The organism is Flavobacterium sp. LC2016-13 (assembly GCF_009707955.1).
Classification (GTDB): Bacteria; Bacteroidota; Bacteroidia; order Flavobacteriales; family Flavobacteriaceae; genus Flavobacterium.
The window spans coordinates 336,862-362,803 of sequence record NZ_WMDQ01000001.1 but is presented as its reverse complement, the minus strand read 5'-3'; the positions used below and the strand labels follow the sequence as shown (position 1 = coordinate 362,803).

Below are 25,942 nucleotides of genomic sequence, written 5' to 3'. Positions count from 1 at the left end.
ATATGATACAAGTTCAAAATAAAATAAATGCCTCAATAGAAAAAGTTTGGGAGCTGTGGACATTGCCTGAACATATTAAAAATTGGAATAATGCTTCTCCGGATTGGCATACTCCTTATGTAGAAAATGATTTGAAAGTAGGAAGTAAATTTAAATTTACAATGGCTCTTAAAGATGGAAGCGAAGAATTTGATTTTGAAGGGATATATACGAACATCGAAAAATTTTCATTAATAGAATACAAACTTTTTGATAACAGAACTGCAACTGTTCATTTTGAAAATCAAGATACCGAAGTAAAACTTACGGAAATATTTGAGCCCACAACGGAAAACTCAGCCGAAATGGAAAAACAATTTTGTACTGCAATCATTCAGAATTTTAAAGAATATGTCGAAAATTTTAAAGAATAAGTCAATTTATAAATTACAAAACTAACTAGATAATGATAACTGTAAAAAACACAATCAATGCATCAATAGATAAAGTTTGGGAATTTTGGACCTTACCGGAACATATTAAAAACTGGAGTTTTGCATCTACAGAATGGCATACTCCTTATGCAGAAAACGACTTGAGAGAAGGCGGAAAATTTAAATCGACCATGGCAGCAAAAGACGGAAGTATGAGTTTTGATTTTGGAGGCGAATACACGTTAGTCGAAAAAAACAAAGCAATTGAATATGTTTTGGATGACGGAAGGAAAGTTGAAATTACTTTCAAAGAAACGCCAAACGGAGTAGAAGTTATAGAAAGCTTTGATCCCGAAACTCAAAATTCTGAAGAAATGCAGCGCGGTGGCTGGCACGCAATCCTGGATAATTTTAAAAGTTATGTAGAGAATAATTAGTTTTTTTGAGGTTCAAAGAGACAGAGTTACAAAGGTTCAAAGGTTTTATTTTGTTAGCTATTTAGTGAAAAATTCATCTGAACAAATACAACCTTAAATTATCTTATATCACTTATATGGTTTAAAAACAGTAAAACATAAAATATGACGAAACAAATATGGTTGAATTTGCCCGTAAAAGACGTGGCGAAATCGAAAGCCTTTTTCTCGAAAATAGGTTTTTCTTTTAATGAACAACACGACACGCCAAGTTCTACTTGCATGTTGGTGGGCGACGGAAAATTTGTAGTTATGCTTTTTGAAGAATCATTGTTTGCTAGTTTCTCTCAAAACAAACTGACAGATACACAATTGAGTTCAGAAATTTTAATTTCGATTGATGCTGAAAGCAGAGAAGAAGTTGATCAGTTAGCTGAAAAAGTAAAAGATGCCGGTGGTAATGTTTTTGGTTTGCCAGGAGAAAGCCAAGGCTGGATGTACGGCTGTGGTTTTGCCGATTTAGACGGTCATCGTTGGAATGTTTTATATATGGATTTCAGTAAAATGCCAAAATAAATTAGAGATGGAAACACTAGAATTTAAAATTAGAATCAAAGCTTCTTCAGAAAAAGTCTGGTCGGTTTTATGGAATGATGAAACCTACAGAAAATGGGCAGCAGTTTTTTATGAAGGATCATATGCAGTAAGTGATTGGAACGAAGGCGGAAAAATACACTTTCTGGGACCTAATGGCGGAGGAATGAATAGCATAATCGAGAAAAAAATTCCAAATGAATACATGGCTTTTAAGCATTTGGGAGAGATTAAAGATTTTAAAGAGCTGCCTATTGATGAAGAAACTCAAAATTGGAGTGGTGCAATGGAAACTTATCGACTTACTCCTGACGATGAATTTATTGATTTGGTAGTTCAGGTTGATGTGGTCGAGAAATATATCGATTATTTTAAAGAAACTTTTCCTAAAGGGTTAGAAATCGTAAAGGAATTATCAGAATAAAGAGAATAGAATAAAGAGAATAGAATAAAGAGAATAGAATAAAGAGAATAGAATAAAGAGAATAGAATAAAGAGTGGACAACTAAGACTTATTAATTATAAAATAAAATATCAAAATCATGGCAACATCAGTAAACCCTTATTTAATTTTTAATGGAAATTGCGAAGAAGCATTTCTATTTTATAAATCCGTTTTTGGAGGCGAATTTCCATACATCGGAAAATTTAAAGACATGCCTAAAGGTGAAGACGGAAGCTGTCCAGAAGTTTCAGATAAAGATGCAAATAGAATTATGCATGTTTCATTACCAATTGGCAATACTGTTTTGATGGGAAGTGACAGCAACGAACAATCTGGCGACGTAACTTTTGGCGGAAATTTTTCTGTTTCTATTAATGTCGAAAGTGCGGCAGAAGCGGATCGAGTTTTCAACGGACTATCGGCAAACGGAACTGTTTATATGCCAATGAATAAAACTTTTTGGGGTGCTTATTTCGGAATGTTCAAAGACAAATTCGACGTAAGCTGGATGGTTAATTTTGACGAAAATCCAAAATAATTTTTTTGCCACGAATTCATGATTTTTTATTTTAAATAATAAAGTAATTTGTGAATTTGTGACAAATAAAAACAATTCATACACCTTTTTTAAAATTCCGGATTAACTCAATGTTAGGTTATTTTAATAGCAAGGCATAATTGTTAAATTAATTCAAAAAGCACATTCTTATGTGCTTTTTCTTTTCAAAAAAACAAACAATATCCTTTTTTATCAACAATAGATTGCCGATTTTTGTCGCTTCTTAATAATAAAGATAAAATGGCAATAGAAGATAAAGAGATTATTTTATTAAAAGTTTCAGGGCATGATAAAATAGGAGTTACAGCAGGTTTAACAGCAGTATTAGCGACTTACGAAGCTAACATTTTAGATATTGGCCAGGCTGATATTCACGATACGCTTTCTCTGGGAATTTTGTTCGAAATTGAAGCAGGTTCTTCTTCAGGTCCCGTTTTAAAAGATTTATTATTTAAAGCTTATGAATTAGAAATTAAGGTAAAATTTATTCCAATTTCTATTGAAGATTACGAAAAGTGGGTAAAATCACAATCGAAACAACGCTACATTATCAATATTTTAGGCGAAAAACTGGCAGCTTCTCAATTGGCAGCAGTGACTAAAATAATGTCAGATCAAAATTTAAATATCGATTCTATTATAAGATTAACAGGCAGAACTTCTATCGTTGAAAAAGAAGAATATCCCCGTTCTTGTATACAATTATCCGTAACGGGCGAAATTGTAGATAAGATACTTATGACAGCCAGTTTTATGGAAATTTCCAGAACCTTAAATGTCGATATTTCATTTCAGGAAGATAATATTTACAGAAGAAACCGTCGTTTGGTTTGCTTCGATATGGATTCTACTTTGATTCAAACCGAAGTTATCGACGAATTGGCAGAACTAAACGGAGTAGGAGAACAAGTTCGTGCCATTACAGAATCGGCAATGAATGGCGAAATAGATTTCAACGAAAGTTTCAAACAACGTATGGCGTTGTTAGAAGGCCTAAGCGAAGATGTCTTGCAAAAAGTAGCCGAGAATTTACCCATAACAAAAGGAGCACATCGCTTGATGAAAGCGTTGAAATATTACGGCTATAAAACAGCTATCTTATCTGGAGGATTCACCTATTTTGGAGAATATCTGCAAAAAGAATTGGGAATCGATTACGTTCATGCCAATCAATTAGAAATTAAAGATGGTAAACTAACCGGTAAATATTTAGGCGATATTGTAGACGGTCAAAAGAAAGCCGAACACCTAAAAGCCATTGCCGAAAAAGAAGGAATTCACATCAACCAAACTATTGCAGTTGGTGACGGTGCAAACGATTTGCCAATGTTAAATTTAGCAGGTCTCGGAATCGCTTTTCACGCAAAACCAAAAGTAAAAGAAAGCGCTTCAACCTCAATTTCAAGTTTAGGTCTTGATGGTGTTTTGTATCTTTTAGGATATCATGATCGATATATTGATATGATGTAGATACTATTTTGTGTCATTTCGAGGAACGAGAAATCCCCCGCAAGGTTTGACAATCAAAATAAAGTGATAAAAGCCTTATTTTTTAATAAAGAGTAAGGCTTTTTTATAGACATGTCTCTTCGGATCGGACTATCTTTTACTATCTTTTTGTGCGATCAATTTATTCATTCTTATTTGAAGATCTGCATTTTTATCATTTAGAGGCCAATACATTGTAATATTATAAAATCCCAGTTCTAAATAATCAAAGAGTATGTGATTTTTATATTTACTTAATTGTTCTTCAACAATTTCAGGATTACAAATAAAAATGTTGCCTAACACATCTGCAGGGCTTTCGTTTGCAGACCCCGAAGATCTTATAATCATTTCTAAAAATTCTTCCAAAAGTTCTTTGTCTTTAGTTTCGCAGACTATAGCTTGAATTTTTATTAACGTTGGATTTAGTTTTTTATCAACATAGTCAAATGAAAATTCTGGTTTATTATAATTGTTGCTATAATCGGTAATTATCTTCATGCATTCTTCTTTAGTTTGACAGAATGTTTGAAATGAAATAAAAAGTAATATTATCCAGCTTTTTTTCATCAATTTTCTTGATAATAATTTTTGTTGTATAAGTCTACATCTCCTTCAACTGCTCCAAATAATCTCTCTGATTCGAAAGTCTCGGAATCTTATGTTGTCCGCCTAGTTTATCACGTTCCTTTAACCAATCATAGAATAAATTCTCGCGCGCAACATTAATCACCAAAGGATTTAACGTCATATTGTTATAACGTTTGGCTTCATAATCAGAGTTTAAAGTCTGTAAAGTTTCATCAAGAACTTTTTGGAAAAGGCCAACATCAGCAGGTTTTTTCTTGAATTCGATCATCCATTCATGAGCGCCTTTTTCTTTGTCGTGCATAAAAATAGGAGCAACCGTATAATCGATAACTTCGGTTTGAGTAATCTGACAAGCTTTTGCAATCGCCTGATCAGTATTTTCGACCATTAATTCCTCACCAAAAACATTAATATGATGTTTGGTTCTTCCTGTTACGCGAATTCTGTACGGATTTAATGAAGTAAAACGAACCGTATCTCCAATTAAATAACGCCATAAACCAGAATTGGTGGTAATAACAATCGCGTAGTTTTTATTCAGTTCAACATCAGCCAAACGAATTACTTTTTGGTTTGGAGAATCAAAAGTGTCCATTGAAATAAATTCATAGAAAATGCCATAATCCAGCATTAGCAATAGATCGTTGGAATTGTTTAAATCCTGAATTGCAAAAAAGCCTTCAGAAGCATTGTATATTTCGTAGTATTTAAAATCCTTGCTAGGTAAGATATTCTTGTATTGTTCTTTGTATGGAGAAAAACTCACACCACCATGAAAATAAACTTCAAGATTTGGCCAGATTTCCAATAAATTTCCTTTACCAGTATCTTCTAAAACTTTATTCATTAAAACCAGCATCCAGGACGGAACGCCGGCAAAACTGGTTACATTTTCATTTTTAGTTTCATTAATAATCGCGGCAATTTTAGATTCCCACTCCGTCATTAATGAAATTTTGTTACTCGGCGTACTGCTGAATTCAGCCCAAATAGGCATGTTTTCAATCAAAATAGCAGATAAGTCTCCAAAAAAGGTATTGTTGTTTTCGTAGATTTGAGAACTTCCGCCTAAGCGAAGACTTTTTCCTAAAAACAATTCAGAGTCTTCATTATTATTCAAATACAGGCAAAGTAAATCTTTACTTCCTTTATAATGACAATCTTCTAAAGCTTCATTACTTACCGGAATAAATTTACTTTTAGCATTCGTAGTTCCGCTTGATTTGGCAAACCATTTAATTGGAGTTTCCCAAAAAACATTTTGTTCACCCTGACGTGTGCGTTCTATTAAAGGTTGTAATTCTTCGTAAGTCGAAATTGGAACTCTTTCTACAAAAGTCTGATAAGAGTTTATCGATGAAAATTCATATTTTTTTCCAATTACCGTATTCTCAGATGCCGTTATTAAATTATGCAATAATTCTTCCTGAACTTCATTTGGATATTTTAAAAAGAGTTCTATTTGGTGAATTCTTTGTTTAAGAACCCAAGAGGCAAACGAGTTAATTATTGATATGGGCATTGGTAATTTTAGATTTTAGATTGTTGATTTTAGATTTCTCATTTTTGCATTTGAATAAAAAGTCAAAAATTTAAAATTTGAATATCGACAGACAAATACTAACTTTGCTGTTGTATCAAAAATAGTGTTTTTTTGTAAAAAACAATTCCATTTACAGTAAAGTTTCCAGTTTTAAAATGGAATTTTAACAATAAAATATCTAAAATTCTTCAAGCAATCTAAAATCTAAAATTCAAATGACATATCAAGGCGTACTCACAAAAATGCAAACCGAACTCGGAAACCCTATTCAGTATTATTTAGTTTTCGAAGATAGTTTTCTAAGCGTTAATCAGTTATTGAATAAAGAAATTGAGATTAATTTTGCAGGTTATCAATGTTTAAATTGCAATAAAAAGAAAAAGATATTCAGACAAGGTTTTTGCTACGATTGTTTCTATTCTAGCCCGGCTGTGGGCGATTGGATTATGAGACCTGAATTAAGTACGGCACATTTAGGAATTGCCGATAGAGATTTAGATTACGAACAAAAAGTACAATTGCAGCCTCACATTGTTTATTTGGCTGTTGCAAGTGAAATAAAAGTAGGAGTAACGCGCAAAACTCAAGTTCCAACAAGATGGATTGATCAGGGCGCAAGTCAGGCAATTGCTGTAGTTGAGGTTCCGAACAGATATTTGGCCGGAATTACAGAAGTTGCACTGAAAAATTATTATACAGATAAAACTAACTGGAGAAAAATGCTGCAGCATACCACCGAAACTTTTGATCTTATTGCAGAAAAAGTAAAAATTGAAAACCTGATTCCAACAGAAGCTCGTGAATATTTTTTCAGTGAGAAAAATGATTTATACGAACTGCAATATCCGGTTTTAAATTACCCTGCCAAAGTAGCAAGTTTAAATTTGGATAAAACACCTTCATTTCAGGGAAAATTGGTTGGAATTAAAGGCCAATATTTAATCTTCGAAAATGGAACCGTTTTTAATATTAGGGGTTCAGAAGGATATGTTGTAAATATAAACGTCTAGCGATATGAAGAAACCGTCTGGATTTATCGGGTAACTGTCTAATAATTTATTGATTACGTAATAATTACTTTAATTTTAAATCGCTTTCAAGGCCAAAAAGATGTGAATGTTGATACATTTACTTACAATTTTGTAATAATAGCTTATTGAAAGAAATTAATTTTAGAAAAGAAAACTGCCTAGTTTTGAACTAATTAAACGCATAGGTTTTTTTAAAATTAATTGGAGATTTCTAATTCTAAAAATTATTATAACAGATGAGTGTTTTAGGCAAAATAAATCATTTTAGACGTGGCGCAATGCGCAATCTGACTAAGAATATCGGGAAACCAAAAACCGAAAGGAATATTATTTTGGTTGATAAAACTGAGATTAAAAGAGTTTTAATTTGCAGACCAAACGGAAGATTAGGTAATCTTTTGCTTATTTCTCCTCTTATTCAGGAAGTTGCAGAAGTGTTTCCAAATTGTAAAATCGATTTATTTGTAAAAGGAACATTAGCACCAATTATTTTTGAAAACTATAAAGTGGTTAACAAAACAATTCATTTGCCTAAAAAGCCCTTTAAAAATTTACTGGAATATATGAAGGTTTGGATTTCTATAAAACAAGAACCGTATGATATGGCTATCAATGTCGACCAAAATTCTTCTTCGGGTAGGCTGGCAGTAAAATTTTCAAATGCAAAGTATAAATTTTATGGAGATTTAGAAGATCAGTCCTCAGAACCAAAAAATGATTACGACCATATTGCAAAATATCCGGTATATAATTTCCGAAACTATTTAACAAAATTAGGATTGCCGAAAAGCAATAAAATAATTCCGCCTTTAGATCTTAAACTTACTCCATCTGAGTTTGATAACGGAAAGAAAATCCTTGATCCTATAATCGATCCTTCAAAACGAACAATTTGCTTATTTACATACGCTACAGGCTCTAAATGCTTTTCTGAAGAATGGTGGGAAAACTTTTATTCTAAACTTTTGACAGAATATGAAAATTATAATATTATTGAAATCCTGCCAATTGAAAATGTTTCTCAAATTGGGTTTAAAGCTCCAACCTATTACAGTAAAGACATTCGCGAAATGGGATCGGTATTAGCCAATGTTGATCTTTTTATTGGTGCAGACAGCGGAATTATGCATTTAGCAAGTTCTGTTAAAACACCAACCGTAGGATTGTTTTCTATATCAGATATTAAAAAATACGAACCTTATGATAGTGGAAGTATTGGTATTGATACTCAGAATTGTTCACAGTCAGAATATTTTAAAATAATAAATTCAATCCTCGCAAACGGAAAATTAAAAACATATTCAAAAGCAGTTTAAAATAAAAAAGGCCATTCACCGCAGTGAATGGCCTTTTACTTTTTGTTAGATTATTTTTTCTTAAATAAACCGTTTAATAAGTCACCAGCTTTTTTAGTAGCTTCTTGTGTTTTAGTTTCTTTTTCTGTTTTTGCAGCCTGCGTTGTATCTTTAGCTTTTGTATTTTTGTTGATCAAATCACTAAGCGCAGAAGCTCCTTTTTGTGTTAATTTCTCTTTTTGCTGACTCACAACCTGAGAAGCTAAACTGTTAACCGCACTTTTCATATCAGTTGATATTTTAGGATTAGAAAAATTCCCTGTAATCAATGCATTTATCGGAATATTATCCAGTTTTGCAGCATCGGCAGGAGACATTTTTGCAATCAAAGCGTTAGCCTCAGATCCTAAATATTTAGCAGGAACATCTAATTTTAAGTTATAGTTCATAGTTTGGTCAAAACCGTGCGTTCCGCCAACAGTAACTTTAATATCTTGATATTTAATATCAAATGGTTTTACATTTACTTTTCCATCCTCAAAAGTCAACGCCATTTTCAAATCATTCAAATTCAATTTGCTTGCATCAAGAAATTTAATATTTGAAGTTAAAGAATTCAATAAAGTTGAGTTTTTAGCATTTACACTTGTAGAAAGCAATTGTCCAACTAAATCTCCCGTAATAGATTTTAAGTCCGGAGTCAATTCTTTTGCATCCAGATTACCATTTAATTTTATAGTCGAATTAATTTTTCCATTTACAATTCCTGCCAATGGCGCAATTTTTTTCATCATGTCTAATTGCGTAAAAGTTTGCGCAATATCAACTTGATTGAAACCTAAATTCATATCAAAAGTTGGAACTTTTGCTTTAGTCGAAACAGCTCCGTTTAAGCCAATTGTTCCACCAAAAATAGATGTTTTAAAGTTTTCTAAAGAAGCTTTTTCATCTTTAACAACCAATCTTCCTGAAACATCTTTTAATTTCAAATTATCATACAAAACCGTATTTGCTTTTGCATTTATCGTACAATTTAAAAACGCAGGAATCTTCATCGCTTCAGCAGGTTTTGCAGTTCCTGATTTCGTTTCTGTAGATTTTGTTTCTGTTTCTGTTTTTGCAGGTGCAGGTTCACCAGAAGTCATGAAATCATCAACAGCCAATTGGTTTGAGCTCATGTTGAAGTTTCCTTTCAACTCTTGTTTTTTGAACATAAAACCATAGAAATTCTCTAAAACCCCATTAATGCTAATATCACTTTTTCCTGTAGTAGCATCAAATTGTTTTAAGTTGATTCTGCTTGGATTAAATTCTACCAAAGCCGTACTAATATTCATCGACTTGTTGTTTTCATCAGTATATTTAAATCCAGACAAACTCATAGTTCCGGCATTTTTGATGTTTTCGTATTGGCTTTTTTCTACAGATGCCATATCAAATTCTGTAGTAACATCAGCTTTAAGAATACCAGCCAAAGGTTTATCCATTTTTATAGGATATGCTTTTGAAAGGTTTGCTAAATTAATAGTTCCTTTTAAAGCCGCTTTTACTAACGGATTTACCGTAATGTTTCTAACATTTGCTTTAGCGCTAAAAACATCCTGGTCAATTTTGAATGATAATTGATCTAAGTTTACATAAGTATCATTTAAAATACCCGTTTCATTGATGATTTTGGTATCAATAACAATATTTTGAACTGATTTTGGTAAGTTCGGATATTGGAAAGAAGAGTTGTTTGATGCAATTGCAATATTGAATTTAGGAACTGTAGTTTCTGTTAATTCTCCTTTTGCAAAACCAACAACTGTAAAATCTCCGGTTGTTTTTACGCCTTCTAAACTCGATGCATAAGCCGAAGGAATTAATCCTAAGAAATTGGTAAATGATGAAGTTGGTGTTTTAAATTTCAAATCATAAATCTGACCTTTTTCAACCATTTGAATAAACCCGTCAAATTCTAAAGGCAATTGGTTTATTAAAGCTTTATTCTCTTTAAAAGTATATTTGCTTTTGTCTAAATCAATTCCTAAAACAGCATCTAAAGTCAATTTTATATTTTTCATATAATTAACCTTGTCCATATCTAATGAAACGTTAGCCGTAGTTTTTGTATTTAAATCAAGTATAGAATTGGTAAAATCTCCGGTTCCTTCATGGTTTAAACTATCAATAACCATTTTTATTTTAGAACCCTGATCGATATATCTAAAAGTAAAATTCTCGATTTTATAGTTCTGGATTTTTAAAGAAAGTGGTTTGCTCGCTTCGTCTTTTTGTGTTTCTTCTTTTTTGTCTTTTAATGCAATATCAAAGTTTCCAACACCATCTTTATTAAAGATAATATTGATTATACCATTCTCAGAGCTAATTCCCTGAATGTTTAATGGTTCATCTTTTCCTTTAAAAAGTTCTTTGATGCTCATTTTTAAATTCAATTCGCCTAACGAAACAAGCGTATCGCCTTCAAAAGGAGCTTTATTGATAATTAATAATTTCTCAATTCCTACAGTAGCATTCGGAAAGTTTTTGAATAAACTTAAATCAGCATCAGCAAAACTCACTTTTGCATCAACACTTTCATTAATGGCTTCTGTAATTTTTGCTTTTATCTGATCTTTAAAAAGATACGGAATGGCAAATAATGCGGCGATAATTACCACAAGGACAATGGCTGCGATTTTTAAAATTTTCTTTAACATAATTAATTATAGATTTGAGGTTTTAAGGTTCTTAATTTATATGTACTATTCTTGCAAAAATAGACTTTTTATAATTGTCTTCATTTGAAATTTATCATAAAAAACAATAGCCTGCCGTAAATCGAATTTCGATTATGGGCAAGCTATCAAAAAAAAATAAATTAATTTTCTATGCGTTTATATGTAGGCGTGTACGGTTTTGTCTGATGCATTAATTTTTTGCTAAAATAGGCAGGACAAAGGGCTAAAGGCGTTAAGTGTAAATTAACTTTGGGTTAATTTAATAATAGCTATTGAGTATAAACGCCGCGATATGCTAAGAAATTGTTTTTATTTACACAAAAAAATCCGTTTGAAATGAATCAAACGGATTTTGGGACGTTTTGCAATTTTATTATTTTTTGCTAAAAGAAACTATTTTATTCATCATTACTTCCGAAATGGGTAAAGTTTCATTGTTATAACTGGCAAAATTGGCCTGTTCATCACCATCAATAATTTTCATGACATGGTTCATCTTATCTATAATTAGCAATTCAGCCTTTTTGTTCGCTTCAGATAAATTTTCAGCATCTTTTATGGTGACTTGCAAATCTTTATTTCCTTGCAAAATTAAAACAGGAATGGTTAATTTTTTTATTTCTGTTTGAGGATTATATTTAAACCACGAAATAATATAAGGCTGAATACTTGGTCTAAATAAACTATTAAGCATCGGATCAACATTTTTTACGGTTTTTCCATTCTTTAAACTGTCAATTATCGGAAACGTAAGATCCTCAATTTCTTTATTAGATTTTCGGGCTATTTGTGCTTTTAAAATTTTATCTGCTGAGTCTCCGGCACCGGCAATCGAAATAAATTTATCAGCTTTTGCTCCCGCAATCATTCCAATCAAAGAACCTTCGCTATGACCAATAACAATCAACTGCGAAAAACGTTTGTCTTGTTTTAAATAGTTTATCCAGCTTTTGGTATCTTCAATATAATTTTCAAAAACTAAAGCAGATTCAGTTGCAGCAGCGGTTTTACTTTCGCCAATTCCTCTTTTGTCAAACCTTAAAGATGCAATTCCATTTTTTGCCAGAGTTTCGGCCAGCATTTTTAATGAATTGTTTTTCATCATCGCGTTATTTCCATTTCTGTCTGTAGGTCCTGAACCGGCAATTATTAAAGCAACGGGACATTTTTTCGTAATATCCGGCATTGTTAACGTACCATAGAGCTGATCTTTATTGATTTTTAAAATCGCAGAAGATTCCTGAAAAGTGATTTGGTTTTTATCCTGTGCATTTACAGAACTCAGCAATAAAAGAAAAAACAGAAAAAAGACATTTTTCATTTTAGTATGCTTTATTTAATATTCAACCCGAAAGGTAAGATCGCCTGAACGCCTTTTTGTTTTTGAAGTCTTTTTACCTGTTCTATAAGAAGGTAGTTTTCCTGACCAATTTCTTCTTTAATAAAAGCTTCTTTAGATTTTGCAAAAGGCAAGCCTGATAATACATCATTAAACGACTTTTTGTATTCAGGATAGTTTTGTGTGCTGTACGATTTTATTTTAGCAATTTTTGCAGCTTCGGCAACAGCGTCATTCAAACCACCAATTTGATCTACTAAACCAATTTTTATAGCTTCAGATCCTGACCATACTCTTCCTTGTGCAATGGCATCAACTTGCGCAAAAGTCATTTTTCGACCTTCAGCTACATGTGTTACAAAAGTGTTGTAAATATGTTCTACGCCTTCTAAAGTAAAAGCTTTGAATTTTTCATCAACAGGAACAAATGGACTGTAATTGGCAGAGTTTTCGTGTGTTTCTACTTGTTCGGTATTAATTCCTAATTTATTGGCTAACGGACTAAAGTTTGGTAAAATACCAAAAACGCCAATCGAACCTGTAATGGTATTTTTTTCAGCAAAAATTTTATTCGCATTACAAGCAATATAATATCCGCCCGAAGCAGCATAATTTCCCATAGAAACCACAACAGGTTTTACTTTTTTAGTAACTTCAATTTCTCTCCAAATTAAATCAGAAGTTAAAGCACTTCCGCCAGGACTGTCAATTCGAAGCACAATAGCTTTTACATCATCGTCTTTTCTGGCTTCCTGCAAAGAACGACGCATGGCACCTTCACCAATTACGGTTACATCGCCTTCACCACTTTCGATTTCACCCTGAGCGTAAATAATCGCAATTTGATCGCTTGATGTATTGGTTAAAGCCGTTGTGATGTTATTTTGAGTATAATCTAAAATCGAGATTTTGTTGTAATCGTCATCGCCTGTAACTTTCAATTGTTTTTTGATCGCGTTATGATATACATCTTCATAAGCAACGATGTCTACTAAATGTTGTGCTTTTGCCATTTCCGGAGTTCTGGCCAATAAACCATTTGCAATTTCATTTAGTTTAGGAAGCGGAATATTTCGGCTTTTTGAAATATCCGTAGAAACATTTGTCCAGATAGAATTCAATAAAGCTGTAATTTGTTCCCTGTTGGCGTCGCTCATTTTATTTTCTAAAAATGGTTCAACCGCACTTTTATATTTTCCGTGACGAATCACTTCCATATGAATGCCTGATTTATCCTGAAAGTCTTTAAAAAACATTACTTCAGACGAAAGCCCTTTAAAATCTAAATCTCCCGCAGGATTCAAATAAATAGTATTGGCAACCGAGTTTAAATAATATTCTTTTTGAGAATAAGTATTCGCGTAAGCCCAAACAAATTTTCCTGATTTCTTAAAGCTTTCAAGCGCATTTCTCAAATCTTTATATTGAGCCAATCCCAAAGATGATTCATCATTTAAGATAGAGATTCCTTTTATTTTATCATCAGTTTTAGCCGCTTCGATAGCGTTGATAACATCGGTTAAGCCAACTCCTTCTTTATCAGAAAAAACACTTACCCACGGATCTTTATATTTTCCGGCATAATCATTATTAATTTTTTTTAAATTTAATTCTATAACAGAATCCGCTTTAACAGAAACACTATCGTCTCCTCCAAAAATGGCTCCGATAAGGATTACTCCAAAAAAGAACAACATGATAAATACAAAAATACCAATTACTGTGGCAACTACATTTCCTAGAAATTTCATAAATATATTTTTTTAATAAGTATCGAAAAAGAGTAATAAGTTACAAATTTTCAGGACAAATTCACAATTAAAATGCGGACTCGTTTCACAAATATATTGTTAATTCTAAAATAGTTTTAGTTAATTTGCATTAATTATGAAATCACAGCATCAGGTCGTTTTATCTATAGGCAGTAATCAGGGAGACCGATTAACAAACATCCAAAGTTGTATTGCTTTGATACATCAGGAAGTAGGAACTGTAATTGAGGTTTCAAGGCTATATGAAACGCCGTCATGGGGTTTTGAAAGTGATGCTTTTTATAATTGCGCATTGCTTTTGCACACCACTTCATCAGCACAAAAAATACTAAATCAGGTTTTAAAAGTTGAAAAACAATTAGGCAGAATCAGATCAAATCAGGAAGGTTATCAATCCCGACTTATCGATGTTGATTTGATTGTTTTTGATAATGAAATCATAGATTCTGAAAAACTACAAATTCCGCATCCATTAATGCAAAACAGAAAGTTTGTATTACTGCCAATGCAGGATTTAAAGTTAAACTGGAAACATCCAATATTTCATAAAACAATAGCCGAATTAATTGCTGTCACGTCAGATGATAGTATTTGTACAGTTGTGCAGGATTTGAAAAACCCGTTGCAGGAAATTCCGCTAGAAAAGTTTAATTATATTGCTTTTGAAGGAAATATTGGTGCAGGAAAAACAACTTTGGTAAATAAAATTGCTGAAGATTTTAATGCTAAAACCGTTCTGGAGCGTTTTGCAGATAATCCGTTTTTACCCAAATTTTATAAAGACCAGAACCGATACGCTTTTCCGTTAGAAATGTCTTTTCTGGCCGACAGATATCAGCAATTATCAGATGATTTGGCACAGTTTGATTTGTTTAAAGACTTTATTGTAGCCGATTATCATATTTTTAAATCACTGATTTTTGCCAAAATCACACTTGCCGAAGACGAATATCGTTTGTACCGAAATTTGTTTGATATTATTTATAAAGAAATGCCGAAGCCGGATTTGTATATTTATTTATACCAAAATACGACACGTTTACTGGAAAACATCAAGAAACGCGGACGAAATTATGAGCAAAATATTGAAGCAGAATATTTAGATAAAATCAATAACGGTTATTTAGAATATATTAAATCTCAAACCGATCTTAATGTTTTGATTATTGATGTTTCGAATCGTGATTTTGTAAAAAAACATGAAGATTATCTTTTTGTTTTGGATGAAATTCAGAAAAAGATTTCTTAAATATTTTATCTCTTCAACGAAAAATGACCCTTAAAAATTGGTTTTGTATCGTCAATTTTTAGCACATACCAATAATCAGACGCAGGCAATGGAATTTTGTTGAAAGTGCCATCCCAACTCATTTTAGAAAGACTTAATTGTGCTAGAAGTTTTCCGTATCGGTCAAAAATTGTGACTTGTGCCTGAGGATAATTTTCCATTCCCGTTACTTCCCACAAATCATTATAAGAATCGTTGTTTGGCGTGAAAAATGTCGGAAAAACAAGAACAATAAAACTTTGAGTTACGCCTCCACAGCCATTTTTTTCTTGCGCATAAGCAGTTTGCAATCCACCTGGAACATTATAAAATACATTAGAATTCTGAAAATTTATCCCGTCTACAGAATATTCATAATAGGTTTCTTCTTTGGTTAGAGAAATTACAACTTTTGTTCCGTCTACGTCAATTCGATCTATTGTGGGAATCAAATGTTCAGTGACCGTAATTTTTTTTGTATTCGAACAGTTTTCAGGAAAAGGACTTATCACATCAACGGTATATACGCCGGGACCATTAATTTCGATTTTTTGAGTTGTTTCTTCAGTGCTCCATTTATAGCTCATTCCTGCAACTCCTGCATCTATTATTTTCTTTTCAAACTCACATATCGAAATTTCTTCATCAGCAACTACAGGAGGCGTATAAATAACAACATTTACCGGAGTACGATTTGTATTAGTACAGCCATTATTAGAAGCCTGGGCATAATAAGTAGTATTTGCTGAAATAACTGGTGTTGGAAAACTATTACCATTATATACACTTGTGTCGCCTGTAGGAGTTGTAAACCAACTAATAGTACCAATATTTGAATTAGCTTCGAGCGTAACACTTCCTGCACCACATCTTGCAACAGTTGTTAAAGTTGCTGTAGGAGTTGCAGGAGTTGTATTTATTGTCGCTATGACTGATTTTCGATTACTTTCGCAACCTGCATCAGCATAATAGGTTGTTGAAGAAGTTATAGTTGGTGTTGTATACGTGTTTCCGGTGCGTAATAAATTCCCACCAGTGGCAGCATCATACCATTTAATTGTTGCTCCCGCTGTAGCGGTTGCGTTTAAAATAAAACTTCCCGAATCGCAAATAGGAGCAGGAGTGTTTATTGTAATTTGCGGAATCGTAATTTTTGTACTGGCTGCTATTTGTAGAGGCAGTTCGCCGGGCATTCCTCCATATTCAACAACATATCCTTTAGGCTGATAACTGCCGTTTGTATCTCCGGTATTTGATAAATCATTCCATGATCCTCTTACGCCAATTCCGGGTTGCGTAATGTGCGCGTAATCTTCATCGCCCAGTTGATTTGGTTCACCTGAATTCCAGAAAGTATAATTCATGATAGTTCCAGCTTCGGGACCTGTTACCCATTTCCAAATTCCTTCCGTTTCAGCGTCGCTTCCGCCAATCCATCCTGTTCCTGATGCCTGTTCACCAATTAATTGAGCTTCATCTGCGGCTAAAATCGTGGCTAAATATCCTTTCAGCCCGTAATAAGTACTTGCTTCAGCAGCTAATTTTGCATTTGTCCAGGTAATTCCAATATTGGATACAAATAGATAATAATGTTGTGTAGAAGGTAAATAATTTGCCTGACCAATTGTAATTGAAAAAGTTTTGGTTCCGGTTGCAGTAATTGAAGAATTAGAAAACACAACATCTTTTATAGCATCTATAAAATCAGAGTATAAAACAGCAATACCGGTTGGACTTGATAATTTTAATTTTCCGGCAGTAACATCCCAACTCGTTATGATAGAAGGATGTGATGTTGGATTTGAAAGTTCAAGTTTGTCAAAACCATTAGAGTAACCAGAAGAAATTTGAATATAAACAGCTTCTGTTGATGGTTCTGCAGGATCATACGTAATACTAATGTCAGTTACAACATTTAAGGTGTTTTGCGGGCAATATAATTGATCTCCTGTTGCTTTGATTACTGGAGGTGTTATTGCGAACAATGCTTTTGAACTATACTTTTTATTAGGTTTTAGAGTATCGTTTGTAGTTGTATTTCTATTTTTATTTAAATTTTTAATAGTTTCATTTCCATGAGATTGATTAAAACTTAAAATAAAAACTAAAATCAGGATTGTTAAGAAATTGATATCTTTCATATTATAAAAGTATCAATTTTATAATAACAATATATATATATCTATTTAGGCCAATTCAATTTTTGAAACAAATCCCAAACTACGATTCCGGCACTTACAGAAATGTTTAAAGAATGTTTTGTTCCCAACTGAGGAATTTCAATACATCCATCGCAAATTGCAACGGCTTCCTGTGAAACACCATATACTTCATTTCCAAAAATCAAGGCATATTTTTGATTTTCTTCAACTTTAAAATTCTGAAGAAAAACCGCACTTTCAACTTGTTCGATTGCTAATGTTAATACGTTTTCTTTTTTAAGGTTTTCAATAACTTCCAAAACATTTTCATGATGTTCCCAGGCAACGGTTTCTGTTGCGCCAAGAGCAGTTTTATGAATTTCCTTATTTGGAGGCGTAGCTGTAATACCGCACAAAATTATTTTTTCGATCAAAAAAGCATCAGCAGTTCTAAAAACAGAACCAATATTGTGAAGACTGCGAATATCATCTAATACTAAAATTAGAGGAGTTTTATCTGATTTTTTAAAATCTTCAATCGATTTTCGGTCTAGTTCGCTATTTTCCAGTTTTCTCATTTGGGTTGATTTCAAGTCATAAAAAAAGCTTCCAAAGATAAGGAAGCTTTTTCTATTATTTTATTGTTTTTCAGATTAGCTTTTTACTGGATCTGGTAAAACTGTACCTTTAATTGTAAGTACTTTTGTTGGTTGTCCTTCAGCGTTAGAAGTAACAGTAACAGTTTTTGTAAAAGCACCAACTCTGTCAGTAGCATATTTTACACCAATAATACCTTTAGCACCCGGAGCGATTGGCTCTTTTGGAGTAGTTGGTACAGTACAACCACAAGATCCTTGTGTATTTGTAATGATTAATGGTTTAGTTCCGTTGTTTACAAAAACAAACTGACGGTTACCATCAGCATTGTGAGCGATAGTTCCGTAATCAATAGTTTCATTTTCAAAAACCATTCCGGCTCCTTCAACTTTTGCAACTTTTGCTTTTTTAGCAGTTTGAGCGTTAGAAGCTGTAATTCCAACTACAGCCAACATAGCGATTAAGATTATTTTTTTCATCTTTTATGAGTCTTTTTTAATTATGACAAATCTATATAAAATTCTTATATATGGACTTAAAATATTCTTAAATTATTTTAATTTTTGAAGCGCTTCTATATTCCTTCAAAATATTATAAATTCGCTGTCTTAATTTTCATTTAAAAAGACATTAATTTGGCAGCTAAAGATAAAGTGGTGAAAGAAACACCCTTAATGAAACAGTACAACGAAATCAAGAGAAAATATCCTGATGCATGTTTGCTTTTCAGAGTAGGAGATTTTTATGAAACCTTTGGAGAAGACGCTATTAGAGCATCTAAAATTCTTGGTATCACACTAACTAAAAGAGGAGCCGGTTCTGAAACTGAAACCGCTTTGGCTGGTTTTCCACATCATTCTATCAATACATATTTGCCAAAATTGGTAAAAGCCGGACTTCGTGTAGCAATTTGCGATCAGCTTGAAGACCCAAAAATGACTAAAACGATCGTGAAACGTGGCGTTACAGAACTTGTAACTCCGGGAGTTTCATTAAATGATGAGGTTTTACAATCAAAAACAAATAACTTTTTAGCATCTGTTTATTTTGCAAATAAAAATATCGGAGTTTCATTTTTAGATGTTTCTACCGGAGAATTTTTAACAGCGCAGGGAAATGCTGAATATATAGACAAACTATTACAGAATTTTAATCCGAGTGAAGTTCTCGTTCCAAAGAATAATAAAGGAGATTTTAAAGCTGCTTTTGGAGAAGATTTTCATAGTTTTTACCTTGAAGACTGGATTTACAAAGAAGATTATGCTTTAGAAACCTTGACAAAGCATTTTCAAACCGTTTCCTTAAAAGGTTTTGGTATCGAAGAATTAAAAGAAGGAATTATTGCTTCGGGAGCAATTTTGTATTATTTATCTGAAACACAGCATAATCGAGTACAACATATTACCGCCATTCAGCGTATTGCAGAAGATGCTTATGTTTGGATGGATCGTTTTACCATCAGAAATCTAGAATTATATCACAGTTATAATCCAAATGCTGTAACGCTTTTAGATGTAATAGACAGAACACTTTCGCCAATGGGCGGGCGTTTATTAAAACGTTGGCTGGCATTGCCTCTTAAAGACAGCAATAAAATAAAAGGACGTCATGATGTAGTTTCGTATTTAAAAGCAAATTCGGAAGTTTTACATACCATTCAATATCAAATCAAACAAATTTCAGATTTAGAACGTTTGATTTCTAAAATTGCTGCAGGAAAAGTTTCTCCTCGCGAAATTGTTTATTTGAAAGAATCTCTGGACGCTATTATTCCGATAAAAACTTTAGCGCTCGAAAGTCCGCAAGAAGCAGTAAAAATTATTGGAGATAGTTTACATGCCTGCGATTTATTGAGAGAGAAAATTAAAACGACCTTAAATCAGGATGCACCTGTAGCAGTTGCGAAAGGAAATGCAATTGCGAAAGGAATTAGTGAAGAATTAGACGATTTACGCGCTATCTCTACGTCAGGAAAAGAATATCTGGAAGGAATTGAAAAAAGAGAATCAGAAAGAACCGGAATTTCTTCATTGAAAATTTCATTTAATAATGTTTTTGGATATTATATAGAAGTTCGAAATACACATAAAGATAAAGTTCCGGAAGAATGGATTCGTAAACAAACTTTGGTTAATGCTGAGCGTTATATTACCGAAGAATTAAAAGAATATGAAACCAAGATTTTAGGTGCCGAGGAGAAAATCTATAAAATTGAATCAGATCTTTTTGAGCAATTAGTATCATGGATTTCGACTTATATCAAACCGGTTCAAATGAACGCCAATTTGGTTGCTCAACTTGATTGTTTATGTTCGTTTACACAATTGGCTGTCGAAAATCAATATGTGTGTCCGGAAATTGACGATACTTTTGAACTTGAAATCAAAAACGGAAGACATCCTGTAATCGAAAAGCAATTACCGGTTGGAACGCCTTATATTGCTAATGATGTTTTTCTGGATAGAGAAACCCAACAAATCATTATGATTACCGGACCCAACATGTCTGGTAAATCTGCTATTTTGAGACAAACTGCTTTAATTGTATTGTTGGCTCAAATGGGAAGTTTTGTTCCCGCAGATAGTGTGAGAATGGGAATTGTAGATAAAATATTTACCAGAGTAGGGGCGTCGGATAATATTTCGATGGGGGAATCTACTTTTATGGTTGAAATGAATGAAACAGCTTCTATTTTGAATAATATATCAGACAGAAGTTTGGTGCTTTTGGATGAAATTGGAAGAGGAACGAGTACGTATGACGGAATTTCGATTGCCTGGGCTATTGCCGAGTTTTTGCACGAACATCCATCAAAACCAAAAACATTATTTGCGACGCATTATCATGAATTAAATGAAATGACAGAATCGTTGCCTAGAATTCAGAATTATAATGTTGCGGTAAAAGAATTAAAAGACACTGTTCTTTTTATTAGAAAACTGGTAAAAGGAGGAAGCGCTCATAGTTTTGGAATTCACGTAGCAAAAATGGCCGGAATGCCTCAAATCGTAATTTTAAAAGCACAGAAGTTATTGAAGAAATTAGAGAAGAATCATTCAAGCGACGCGCTGAACGGAGTGAAATCTGCAGCAGATGAAATGCAAATGAGTTTCTTTAATTTAGACGATCCTTTATTGGAAGAGATCAAAGAAGAGATTTTAAGCCTCGACATAAATGCAATAACGCCGGTTGAAGCACTAATGAAACTCAATGAGATCAAAAGAATGTTGGTTAAGAAATAAATTTTCATATTTAAAGTTTAGGTTATCAGAAAGTTATAAAATAAGTATAATTTTTTTTCGAAAAAGGCTTGTATAATTGAATAAATGTCCTAAATTTGCACTCGCAATACGAAACAAATAAAGTATTGTTGTTCTTACAAGAATTTGAAACGCGAAAATAGCTCAGTTGGTAGAGCGCGACCTTGCCAAGGTCGAGGTCGCGGGTTCGAGCCCCGTTTTTCGCTCAAAACCATATAATGCTCGGATGGTGAAATTGGTAGACACGCTGGACTTAAAATCCAGTGAACAGCAATGTTCGTGCGGGTTCAAGTCCCGCTCTGAGTACTAAAGCCTCTTCTTTTGAAGAGGCTTTTTTTATTGCATAAACTCAAACTCTGAATAAATAAATTTGCGAAGTGAATTTATTTAGAAGAATATAAGAATCTAAGGCAGAAATCTAAAATCAACAATCTAAAATCTAAAATCAAAAAAAAATGGGTGCTTTTGTAATTAGTAAAAGATTTAATGATGAATATAAATTTGTATTTACGTCAAGGAAGGGGAAAGTAATATTTACAAGTTTGAGTTATGAATTGAAATTTGAGGGTGAAGAAGATATTGAAAGATTTAAAGCTAATATTGATCAGGTTAAATTTTTGAAATTTAAAGGATCCGGAGGGAAGTATTTCTTTAAATTGATGTTGGGTGAGGTTCACTTCGCGACAAGTCGAAAATATACAACAGAATTGCTTTTGCAAAAAGGAATTAAGGAAATTGTAACATACGCTTCAAGAGCAGAAATTTTGGATTTCTCATCGAGCGATTCAATTTTTGAAGATGAGGTAGTAGTTGAAGATGAAATAGAATAAAAAAAAGCGTTCGCCTTGGCGAACGCTTTTTTTTGCGTTTTTATGATCAAGTAGGAAAAAACGATCATAAAAAAAACCATCGCAGTGATGGTTTTAAAATCTTTAGAATTTAGGTTCTAATTATTTTTTTACTTCTTTAGCAGCGTCTTCAACTTTTGCAGCAGCAGAATCAACTTTTGCAGCAGCAGAATCAACAGTTACAGCAGCAGAATCAACTACAGCAGCAGCAGAATCAACAGCAACAGCAGTAGAATCTACAGTTTCAGTAGCTGCAGCGTCAGCTTTTTTACAAGATACAACAGTTAAAACAGCAACAACAGCTAAACTTAAAAATACTTTTTTCATCTTACTTTATTATAAAAGGTTAATTATTAATTCGTGGCAAAGATATAAATTTTTTAATATGTAAAATATTTTTTTATTTTTTTTTTAAAATATTTTCATTGCTCACGATTATCTTATTTTATCAAATATAATGCCAAAACAGCAAAAATATGTTATATTATGGTATTTTTCGCTATGATTATTTTTCGTTGAATATTCTATAAGGGAATTAGCTTTTTATATTCATTTACTTGCGGTTTATTTTGCTTTTAGTTGATTATTCTGTAAGCTGAAAATGCTAAAATAAGCGCTTTTAAGGTCTTTTCTCTATAAAAACGACCCAAAACTAAGGTTTGATATTTTTTAAAAGCCTAAGAGACGATTTTCATAATGCTATTTGTAGCGCCTGTATTGTTCTGAATATACGACTCACAAATTTCACCTTTTTCGTTCAGTAATGTTTTATTATTAATCAACTCGTCAAGATTGTGTTTTAACTCCTCCTTATTAGATATAACAATACAACCGCCTAGTTCGACTAATTGAACTGCTTCGGCAAAGTTTGAATAATTAGGTCCAATTATAATAGGAATTCCAAATGTTGCAGGCTCAAGAATATTGTGAATACCCGGATTTCCAAAACCGCCGCCAACATACGCTATCGTTCCGTAGCTATAAATTTTGGTTAATAAACCTATTGTATCAATAATAAGAACCTGAAAGTTAGATAAATCGATATTCTCCTTTTCTGAAAATAAAATACTTGATTTTGTAATTTGTGATTTCAGATCAGAAATTTGATCTGCTTTAATATTATGCGGAGCAATAATAAATTTTACAGTTGAAGGAGCCTGATTGATATATTCGGCGAGTAGAACTTCGTCTTTTGGCCAGGAACTTCCAATGACAATTGTAGTTTGGTTATTTTTAAAGTTCTCAATAAACTCAAGCTTATTGTCTCTTTCCAATATAGCATTTACGCGGTCAAATCGTGTATCGCCCGAAACAATTACATTGTGAAATCCGATAGATTCAATTTTTTCTTTAGAACTTTCATTCTGAACAAAGAAATAAGTAAAAGCTTTTAATGCTTTTCTGTAAAAACCGCCGTACCATTTAAAAAACATTTGACTGTCTCTAAAAATGCCTGAAATTAAATACGTTGGCGTTTTGCTTTTTTCAAGCTCTTTTAAATAATTCAGCCAAAATTCATATTTAATGAAGAACACCAATTCAGGATGTGCTAATTTTAAAAACTTTTTTGCATTTTTTTTAGTGTCCAAAGGCAGGTATAAAGTGACATCAGCAACATTATTATTCTTTCGAACCTCATAACCTGAAGGCGAAAAAAAGGTAACTATAATTTTATGATAAGGATATTTTTCTTTGATTTTTTCGATTACAGGCAAACCTTGTTCATACTCGCCAAGTGATGCTGAATGAAACCAGATTGTTTTATCTGTAGATTTAATTTTTTCTTCTAAAATGGTAAATACACTTTTCCTGCCCTCAACAAAAAGTTTAATTTTTGGACTAAAAAGGGCAATAATTTTCAGAAAAAAACCGGCAATAGAAACAACAATATTATATAGAAAAAGCATGTGTATAATTTTGGTGCTAAAATACATTTCTTTCGATTATTTTCATTGGTTTGAAGGTATTAAATAACTATTTTTGTTCTTCGTTTTGAAGATTCAGTTCCAAAAACAAATCTTAAGTTTTAAATAAAGAAATAGAAATGAAAAAAATACAAATGGTTGACTTAAAGAGTCAATACGAAAAAATAAAAGCTACTGTTGATGCTTCAATTCAAGAAGTTTTAGATACAAATACTTATATAAATGGACCTTTAGTTCATCAATTTCAAAAAAACCTTGAAGATTATTTAGGGGCAAAACATGTTATTCCGTGCGCAAATGGTACCGATGCATTGCAAATTGCAATGATGGGATTAGATTTAAAACCGGGCGATGAAGTAATTACAGCAGATTTTACTTTTGCTGCAACTGTAGAAGTAATTGCTTTATTGCAATTAACTCCGGTTTTGGTAGATGTTGATATTACCAATATGAATATTGATATCGAGGCAATTAAAAAAGCAATTACACCAAAAACCAAAGCAATTGTTCCTGTACATTTATTTGGCCGTGCCGCTAACATGGATGCGATTATGGAAATTGCTGCAGAACATAACTTATATGTAATTGAAGATAATGCACAAGCAATTGGAGCTGATTACGTTTCTAAATCAGGAACAAAAAGCAAAGTAGGTATTATTGGTCATGTTGCTGCAACTTCATTTTTTCCGTCTAAAAATTTAGGCTGTTATGGTGACGGTGGAGCAATTTTTACAAACGACGATAAATTAGCGCACATTATCCGCGGAATCGTAAATCACGGAATGTATGAGCGTTACCACCACGATGTTGTGGGAGTAAATTCGCGTTTAGATAGTATTCAGGCGGGAGTTTTAAATGCAAAATTGCCTTTGTTAGACGAATATAATAAAGCACGTCGTCGCGCAGCAACAAAATATAATGCAGCTTTTGCCGGAAATGCACATATTGTAACTCCGGAATTTGATGCTGAACAAAATGATCACGTTTTTCATCAATATGTATTGAGAATTCTTGACGCAGACAGAAATGGATTAATGCAGCATTTGCTGGATAAAGGAATTCCGTGTGCAATTTATTACCCAATTCCGTTGCACTCTCAAAAAGCTTATATAGATACGCGTTATAAAGAAGAACAATTTCCTGTAACAAATCAATTGGTTAAAGAAGTAATTGCTTTACCAATGCATACAGAATTGGATGATGAACAAATTAAATTTATTACAGATTCAGTTCTTGAATTTTTAAACAAATAATAATTATGAGATTCTTTCATGTTTTAATTTTGATGTTTCTTTTTCAGGTTTCAGTTTTTGCTCAAAAATCGAATTCTAAAGAAGAAACAGCTGTCAATAGTCGTGTTGAAATTTTGCGTCAGGCAATGATTGATGCAGATGGCGTGAAATTAAAAGCATTGACTTCTGATAAATTAGAATATGTGCATTCAAATGGCAACTTTCAAAATCAATCAGAATTTATAGAAGGAATCGTTAGCGGGAAATCTGATTTTGTAACAATAGAATTTCAAAACCAAACCATTAGTATTAATGGCGATGTGGCAATTGTCAGACACGTTTTATCAGCTCATACTAAAGATGGCGGAATTGATAAAGACATTAAAATTGGAATAATGCTTGTTTGGCAAAAACAGAAAAATAACTGGTTACTTATTGCAAGACAGGGTTTTAAAATATAAAC

Annotated in this window: 23 protein-coding genes and 2 tRNA genes; 15 read left to right on the top strand and 10 right to left on the bottom strand. The window is 32.6% G+C overall.

Annotation, left to right across the window (positions count from 1 at the left end):
- Positions 1 to 2 precede the first annotated feature (2 nt).
- From GKZ86_RS01635 to serB, 6 genes are all read left to right on the top strand, one after another.
- Entirely contained in the window at positions 3 to 413 is a 411-nt protein-coding gene (locus GKZ86_RS01635; RefSeq protein WP_154781389.1) for an SRPBCC domain-containing protein, read from the top strand.
- Positions 414 to 445: 32 nt separating this feature from the next.
- Positions 446 to 850: an SRPBCC family protein gene (locus GKZ86_RS01630; protein ID WP_154781388.1), complete on the top strand. Its 405-nt coding sequence runs from the start codon at positions 446 to 448 to the stop codon at positions 848 to 850.
- A gap of 144 nt (positions 851 to 994) precedes the next feature.
- The gene (locus GKZ86_RS01625) at positions 995 to 1,405 is read left to right on the top strand and encodes a VOC family protein (protein WP_154781387.1); all 411 of its coding nucleotides are present in this window, start codon (positions 995 to 997) and stop codon (positions 1,403 to 1,405) included.
- Positions 1,406 to 1,412: 7 nt separating this feature from the next.
- The gene (locus tag GKZ86_RS01620; RefSeq protein WP_154781386.1) at positions 1,413 to 1,847 is read left to right on the top strand and encodes an SRPBCC domain-containing protein; all 435 of its coding nucleotides are present in this window, start codon (positions 1,413 to 1,415) and stop codon (positions 1,845 to 1,847) included.
- 118 nt (positions 1,848 to 1,965) lie between these two features.
- Positions 1,966 to 2,406: a VOC family protein gene (locus tag GKZ86_RS01615; protein WP_154781385.1), complete on the top strand. Its 441-nt coding sequence runs from the start codon at positions 1,966 to 1,968 to the stop codon at positions 2,404 to 2,406.
- A 261-nt stretch (positions 2,407 to 2,667) separates the two neighbouring features.
- The gene (serB, locus tag GKZ86_RS01610; RefSeq protein ID WP_154781384.1) at positions 2,668 to 3,897 is read left to right on the top strand and encodes a phosphoserine phosphatase SerB; all 1,230 of its coding nucleotides are present in this window, start codon (positions 2,668 to 2,670) and stop codon (positions 3,895 to 3,897) included.
- Between the two features lie 129 nt (positions 3,898 to 4,026).
- Here the strand turns inward: serB and GKZ86_RS01605 are convergent, their stop codons facing one another.
- Positions 4,027 to 4,416, bottom strand: a complete 390-nt coding sequence (locus GKZ86_RS01605) for a hypothetical protein (RefSeq protein WP_154781383.1) — start codon at positions 4,414 to 4,416, stop codon at positions 4,027 to 4,029.
- A gap of 103 nt (positions 4,417 to 4,519) precedes the next feature.
- The gene (locus GKZ86_RS01600; RefSeq protein ID WP_154781382.1) at positions 4,520 to 6,028 is read right to left on the bottom strand and encodes a GH3 auxin-responsive promoter family protein; all 1,509 of its coding nucleotides are present in this window, start codon (positions 6,026 to 6,028) and stop codon (positions 4,520 to 4,522) included.
- Positions 6,029 to 6,264: 236 nt separating this feature from the next.
- On the opposite strand from GKZ86_RS01600, the gene GKZ86_RS01595 reads away from it, so the two are divergent.
- The gene (locus tag GKZ86_RS01595; RefSeq protein WP_154781381.1) at positions 6,265 to 7,059 is read left to right on the top strand and encodes a DUF2797 domain-containing protein; all 795 of its coding nucleotides are present in this window, start codon (positions 6,265 to 6,267) and stop codon (positions 7,057 to 7,059) included.
- Positions 7,060 to 7,316: 257 nt separating this feature from the next.
- On the top strand, positions 7,317 to 8,396 hold the full coding sequence (locus GKZ86_RS01590; protein ID WP_194632577.1) for a glycosyltransferase family 9 protein: 1,080 nt from the start codon (positions 7,317 to 7,319) through the stop codon (positions 8,394 to 8,396).
- A 50-nt stretch (positions 8,397 to 8,446) separates the two neighbouring features.
- Here the strand turns inward: GKZ86_RS01590 and GKZ86_RS01585 are convergent, their stop codons facing one another.
- The 3 genes from GKZ86_RS01585 to sppA form a co-directional block, all read right to left on the bottom strand.
- Positions 8,447 to 11,077 carry an AsmA-like C-terminal region-containing protein gene (locus tag GKZ86_RS01585; RefSeq protein WP_154781380.1) on the bottom strand — a complete coding sequence of 877 codons (2,631 nt, stop codon included), beginning with the start codon at positions 11,075 to 11,077 and terminating at the stop codon, positions 8,447 to 8,449.
- A gap of 394 nt (positions 11,078 to 11,471) precedes the next feature.
- Positions 11,472 to 12,419, bottom strand: coding sequence for a S9 family peptidase (locus tag GKZ86_RS01580; protein WP_154781379.1), 948 nt, complete (start codon positions 12,417 to 12,419; stop codon positions 11,472 to 11,474).
- A gap of 11 nt (positions 12,420 to 12,430) precedes the next feature.
- The gene (sppA, locus tag GKZ86_RS01575) at positions 12,431 to 14,188 is read right to left on the bottom strand and encodes a signal peptide peptidase SppA (RefSeq protein ID WP_154781378.1); all 1,758 of its coding nucleotides are present in this window, start codon (positions 14,186 to 14,188) and stop codon (positions 12,431 to 12,433) included.
- A 136-nt stretch (positions 14,189 to 14,324) separates the two neighbouring features.
- Here sppA and folK point away from each other — a divergent pair, with 136 nt between their 5' ends.
- Positions 14,325 to 15,458: a 2-amino-4-hydroxy-6-hydroxymethyldihydropteridine diphosphokinase gene (gene folK, locus GKZ86_RS01570; protein ID WP_154781377.1), complete on the top strand. Its 1,134-nt coding sequence runs from the start codon at positions 14,325 to 14,327 to the stop codon at positions 15,456 to 15,458.
- A gap of 5 nt (positions 15,459 to 15,463) precedes the next feature.
- Here the strand turns inward: folK and GKZ86_RS01565 are convergent, their stop codons facing one another.
- The 3 genes from GKZ86_RS01565 to GKZ86_RS01555 all read right to left on the bottom strand — a co-directional run bounded on the left by GKZ86_RS01565 (position 15,464) and on the right by GKZ86_RS01555 (position 18,693).
- On the bottom strand, positions 15,464 to 17,617 hold the full coding sequence (locus GKZ86_RS01565; RefSeq protein ID WP_154781376.1) for a T9SS type B sorting domain-containing protein: 2,154 nt from the start codon (positions 17,615 to 17,617) through the stop codon (positions 15,464 to 15,466).
- 41 nt (positions 17,618 to 17,658) lie between these two features.
- Positions 17,659 to 18,195: an RNA methyltransferase gene (locus GKZ86_RS01560; RefSeq protein ID WP_154781375.1), complete on the bottom strand. Its 537-nt coding sequence runs from the start codon at positions 18,193 to 18,195 to the stop codon at positions 17,659 to 17,661.
- 75 nt (positions 18,196 to 18,270) lie between these two features.
- The gene (locus GKZ86_RS01555) at positions 18,271 to 18,693 is read right to left on the bottom strand and encodes a DUF1573 domain-containing protein (RefSeq protein WP_154781374.1); all 423 of its coding nucleotides are present in this window, start codon (positions 18,691 to 18,693) and stop codon (positions 18,271 to 18,273) included.
- Between the two features lie 156 nt (positions 18,694 to 18,849).
- Here GKZ86_RS01555 and mutS point away from each other — a divergent pair, with 156 nt between their 5' ends.
- The 4 genes from mutS (at position 18,850) to GKZ86_RS01535 (ending at position 22,304) form a co-directional block, all read left to right on the top strand.
- A complete protein-coding gene (gene mutS / locus GKZ86_RS01550; RefSeq protein ID WP_194632578.1) occupies positions 18,850 to 21,456 on the top strand; it encodes a DNA mismatch repair protein MutS in 2,607 nt (868 codons plus the stop codon).
- A 151-nt stretch (positions 21,457 to 21,607) separates the two neighbouring features.
- A tRNA-Gly gene (locus GKZ86_RS01545) sits at positions 21,608 to 21,680 on the top strand.
- A gap of 14 nt (positions 21,681 to 21,694) precedes the next feature.
- Positions 21,695 to 21,780, top strand: a tRNA-Leu gene (locus tag GKZ86_RS01540).
- 149 nt (positions 21,781 to 21,929) lie between these two features.
- Entirely contained in the window at positions 21,930 to 22,304 is a 375-nt protein-coding gene (locus tag GKZ86_RS01535) for a DUF1508 domain-containing protein (protein ID WP_154781373.1), read from the top strand.
- A 120-nt stretch (positions 22,305 to 22,424) separates the two neighbouring features.
- Here GKZ86_RS01535 and GKZ86_RS01530 read toward each other — a convergent pair whose 3' ends face one another.
- Together GKZ86_RS01530 and GKZ86_RS01525 are read right to left on the bottom strand one after the other, a co-directional pair.
- Positions 22,425 to 22,649, bottom strand: coding sequence for a hypothetical protein (locus tag GKZ86_RS01530; protein WP_154781372.1), 225 nt, complete (start codon positions 22,647 to 22,649; stop codon positions 22,425 to 22,427).
- A gap of 350 nt (positions 22,650 to 22,999) precedes the next feature.
- Entirely contained in the window at positions 23,000 to 24,229 is a 1,230-nt protein-coding gene (locus tag GKZ86_RS01525; RefSeq protein WP_154781371.1) for a 3-deoxy-D-manno-octulosonic acid transferase, read from the bottom strand.
- A gap of 137 nt (positions 24,230 to 24,366) precedes the next feature.
- On the opposite strand from GKZ86_RS01525, the gene GKZ86_RS01520 reads away from it, so the two are divergent.
- Positions 24,367 to 25,500: a DegT/DnrJ/EryC1/StrS aminotransferase family protein gene (locus GKZ86_RS01520; RefSeq protein ID WP_154781370.1), complete on the top strand. Its 1,134-nt coding sequence runs from the start codon at positions 24,367 to 24,369 to the stop codon at positions 25,498 to 25,500.
- A 5-nt stretch (positions 25,501 to 25,505) separates the two neighbouring features.
- Positions 25,506 to 25,940 carry a nuclear transport factor 2 family protein gene (locus GKZ86_RS01515; RefSeq protein ID WP_154781369.1) on the top strand — a complete coding sequence of 145 codons (435 nt, stop codon included), beginning with the start codon at positions 25,506 to 25,508 and terminating at the stop codon, positions 25,938 to 25,940.
- Positions 25,941 to 25,942 lie beyond the last annotated feature (2 nt).

Excerpts from the sequence above, each read along its gene's own strand:
- GKZ86_RS01635 (WP_154781389.1), top strand. The coding sequence starts at position 3 with ATGATACAAGTTCAAAATAAAATAAATGCCTCAATAGAAAAAGTTTGG.
- GKZ86_RS01630 (WP_154781388.1), top strand. The coding sequence starts at position 446 with ATGATAACTGTAAAAAACACAATCAATGCATCAATAGATAAAGTTTGG.
- GKZ86_RS01565 (WP_154781376.1), bottom strand. The coding sequence starts at position 17,617 with ATGAAAGATATCAATTTCTTAACAATCCTGATTTTAGTTTTTATTTTA.
- GKZ86_RS01555 (WP_154781374.1), bottom strand. The coding sequence starts at position 18,693 with ATGAAAAAAATAATCTTAATCGCTATGTTGGCTGTAGTTGGAATTACA.
- GKZ86_RS01515 (WP_154781369.1), top strand. The coding sequence starts at position 25,506 with ATGAGATTCTTTCATGTTTTAATTTTGATGTTTCTTTTTCAGGTTTCA.
- GKZ86_RS01620 (WP_154781386.1), top strand. The coding sequence starts at position 1,413 with ATGGAAACACTAGAATTTAAAATTAGAATCAAAGCTTCTTCAGAAAAA.
- GKZ86_RS01580 (WP_154781379.1), bottom strand. The coding sequence starts at position 12,419 with ATGAAAAATGTCTTTTTTCTGTTTTTTCTTTTATTGCTGAGTTCTGTA.
- folK (WP_154781377.1), top strand. The coding sequence starts at position 14,325 with ATGAAATCACAGCATCAGGTCGTTTTATCTATAGGCAGTAATCAGGGA.
- GKZ86_RS01520 (WP_154781370.1), top strand. The coding sequence starts at position 24,367 with ATGAAAAAAATACAAATGGTTGACTTAAAGAGTCAATACGAAAAAATA.
- GKZ86_RS01600 (WP_154781382.1), bottom strand. The coding sequence starts at position 6,028 with ATGCCCATATCAATAATTAACTCGTTTGCCTCTTGGGTTCTTAAACAA.
- GKZ86_RS01590 (WP_194632577.1), top strand. The coding sequence starts at position 7,317 with ATGAGTGTTTTAGGCAAAATAAATCATTTTAGACGTGGCGCAATGCGC.
- sppA (WP_154781378.1), bottom strand. The coding sequence starts at position 14,188 with ATGAAATTTCTAGGAAATGTAGTTGCCACAGTAATTGGTATTTTTGTA.
- GKZ86_RS01595 (WP_154781381.1), top strand. The coding sequence starts at position 6,265 with ATGACATATCAAGGCGTACTCACAAAAATGCAAACCGAACTCGGAAAC.
- GKZ86_RS01530 (WP_154781372.1), bottom strand. The coding sequence starts at position 22,649 with ATGAAAAAAGTATTTTTAAGTTTAGCTGTTGTTGCTGTTTTAACTGTT.
- serB (WP_154781384.1), top strand. The coding sequence starts at position 2,668 with ATGGCAATAGAAGATAAAGAGATTATTTTATTAAAAGTTTCAGGGCAT.
- GKZ86_RS01535 (WP_154781373.1), top strand. The coding sequence starts at position 21,930 with ATGGGTGCTTTTGTAATTAGTAAAAGATTTAATGATGAATATAAATTT.
- GKZ86_RS01615 (WP_154781385.1), top strand. The coding sequence starts at position 1,966 with ATGGCAACATCAGTAAACCCTTATTTAATTTTTAATGGAAATTGCGAA.
- GKZ86_RS01625 (WP_154781387.1), top strand. The coding sequence starts at position 995 with ATGACGAAACAAATATGGTTGAATTTGCCCGTAAAAGACGTGGCGAAA.
- GKZ86_RS01525 (WP_154781371.1), bottom strand. The coding sequence starts at position 24,229 with ATGCTTTTTCTATATAATATTGTTGTTTCTATTGCCGGTTTTTTTCTG.
- GKZ86_RS01605 (WP_154781383.1), bottom strand. The coding sequence starts at position 4,416 with ATGAAGATAATTACCGATTATAGCAACAATTATAATAAACCAGAATTT.
- GKZ86_RS01585 (WP_154781380.1), bottom strand. The coding sequence starts at position 11,077 with ATGTTAAAGAAAATTTTAAAAATCGCAGCCATTGTCCTTGTGGTAATT.
- GKZ86_RS01560 (WP_154781375.1), bottom strand. The coding sequence starts at position 18,195 with ATGAGAAAACTGGAAAATAGCGAACTAGACCGAAAATCGATTGAAGAT.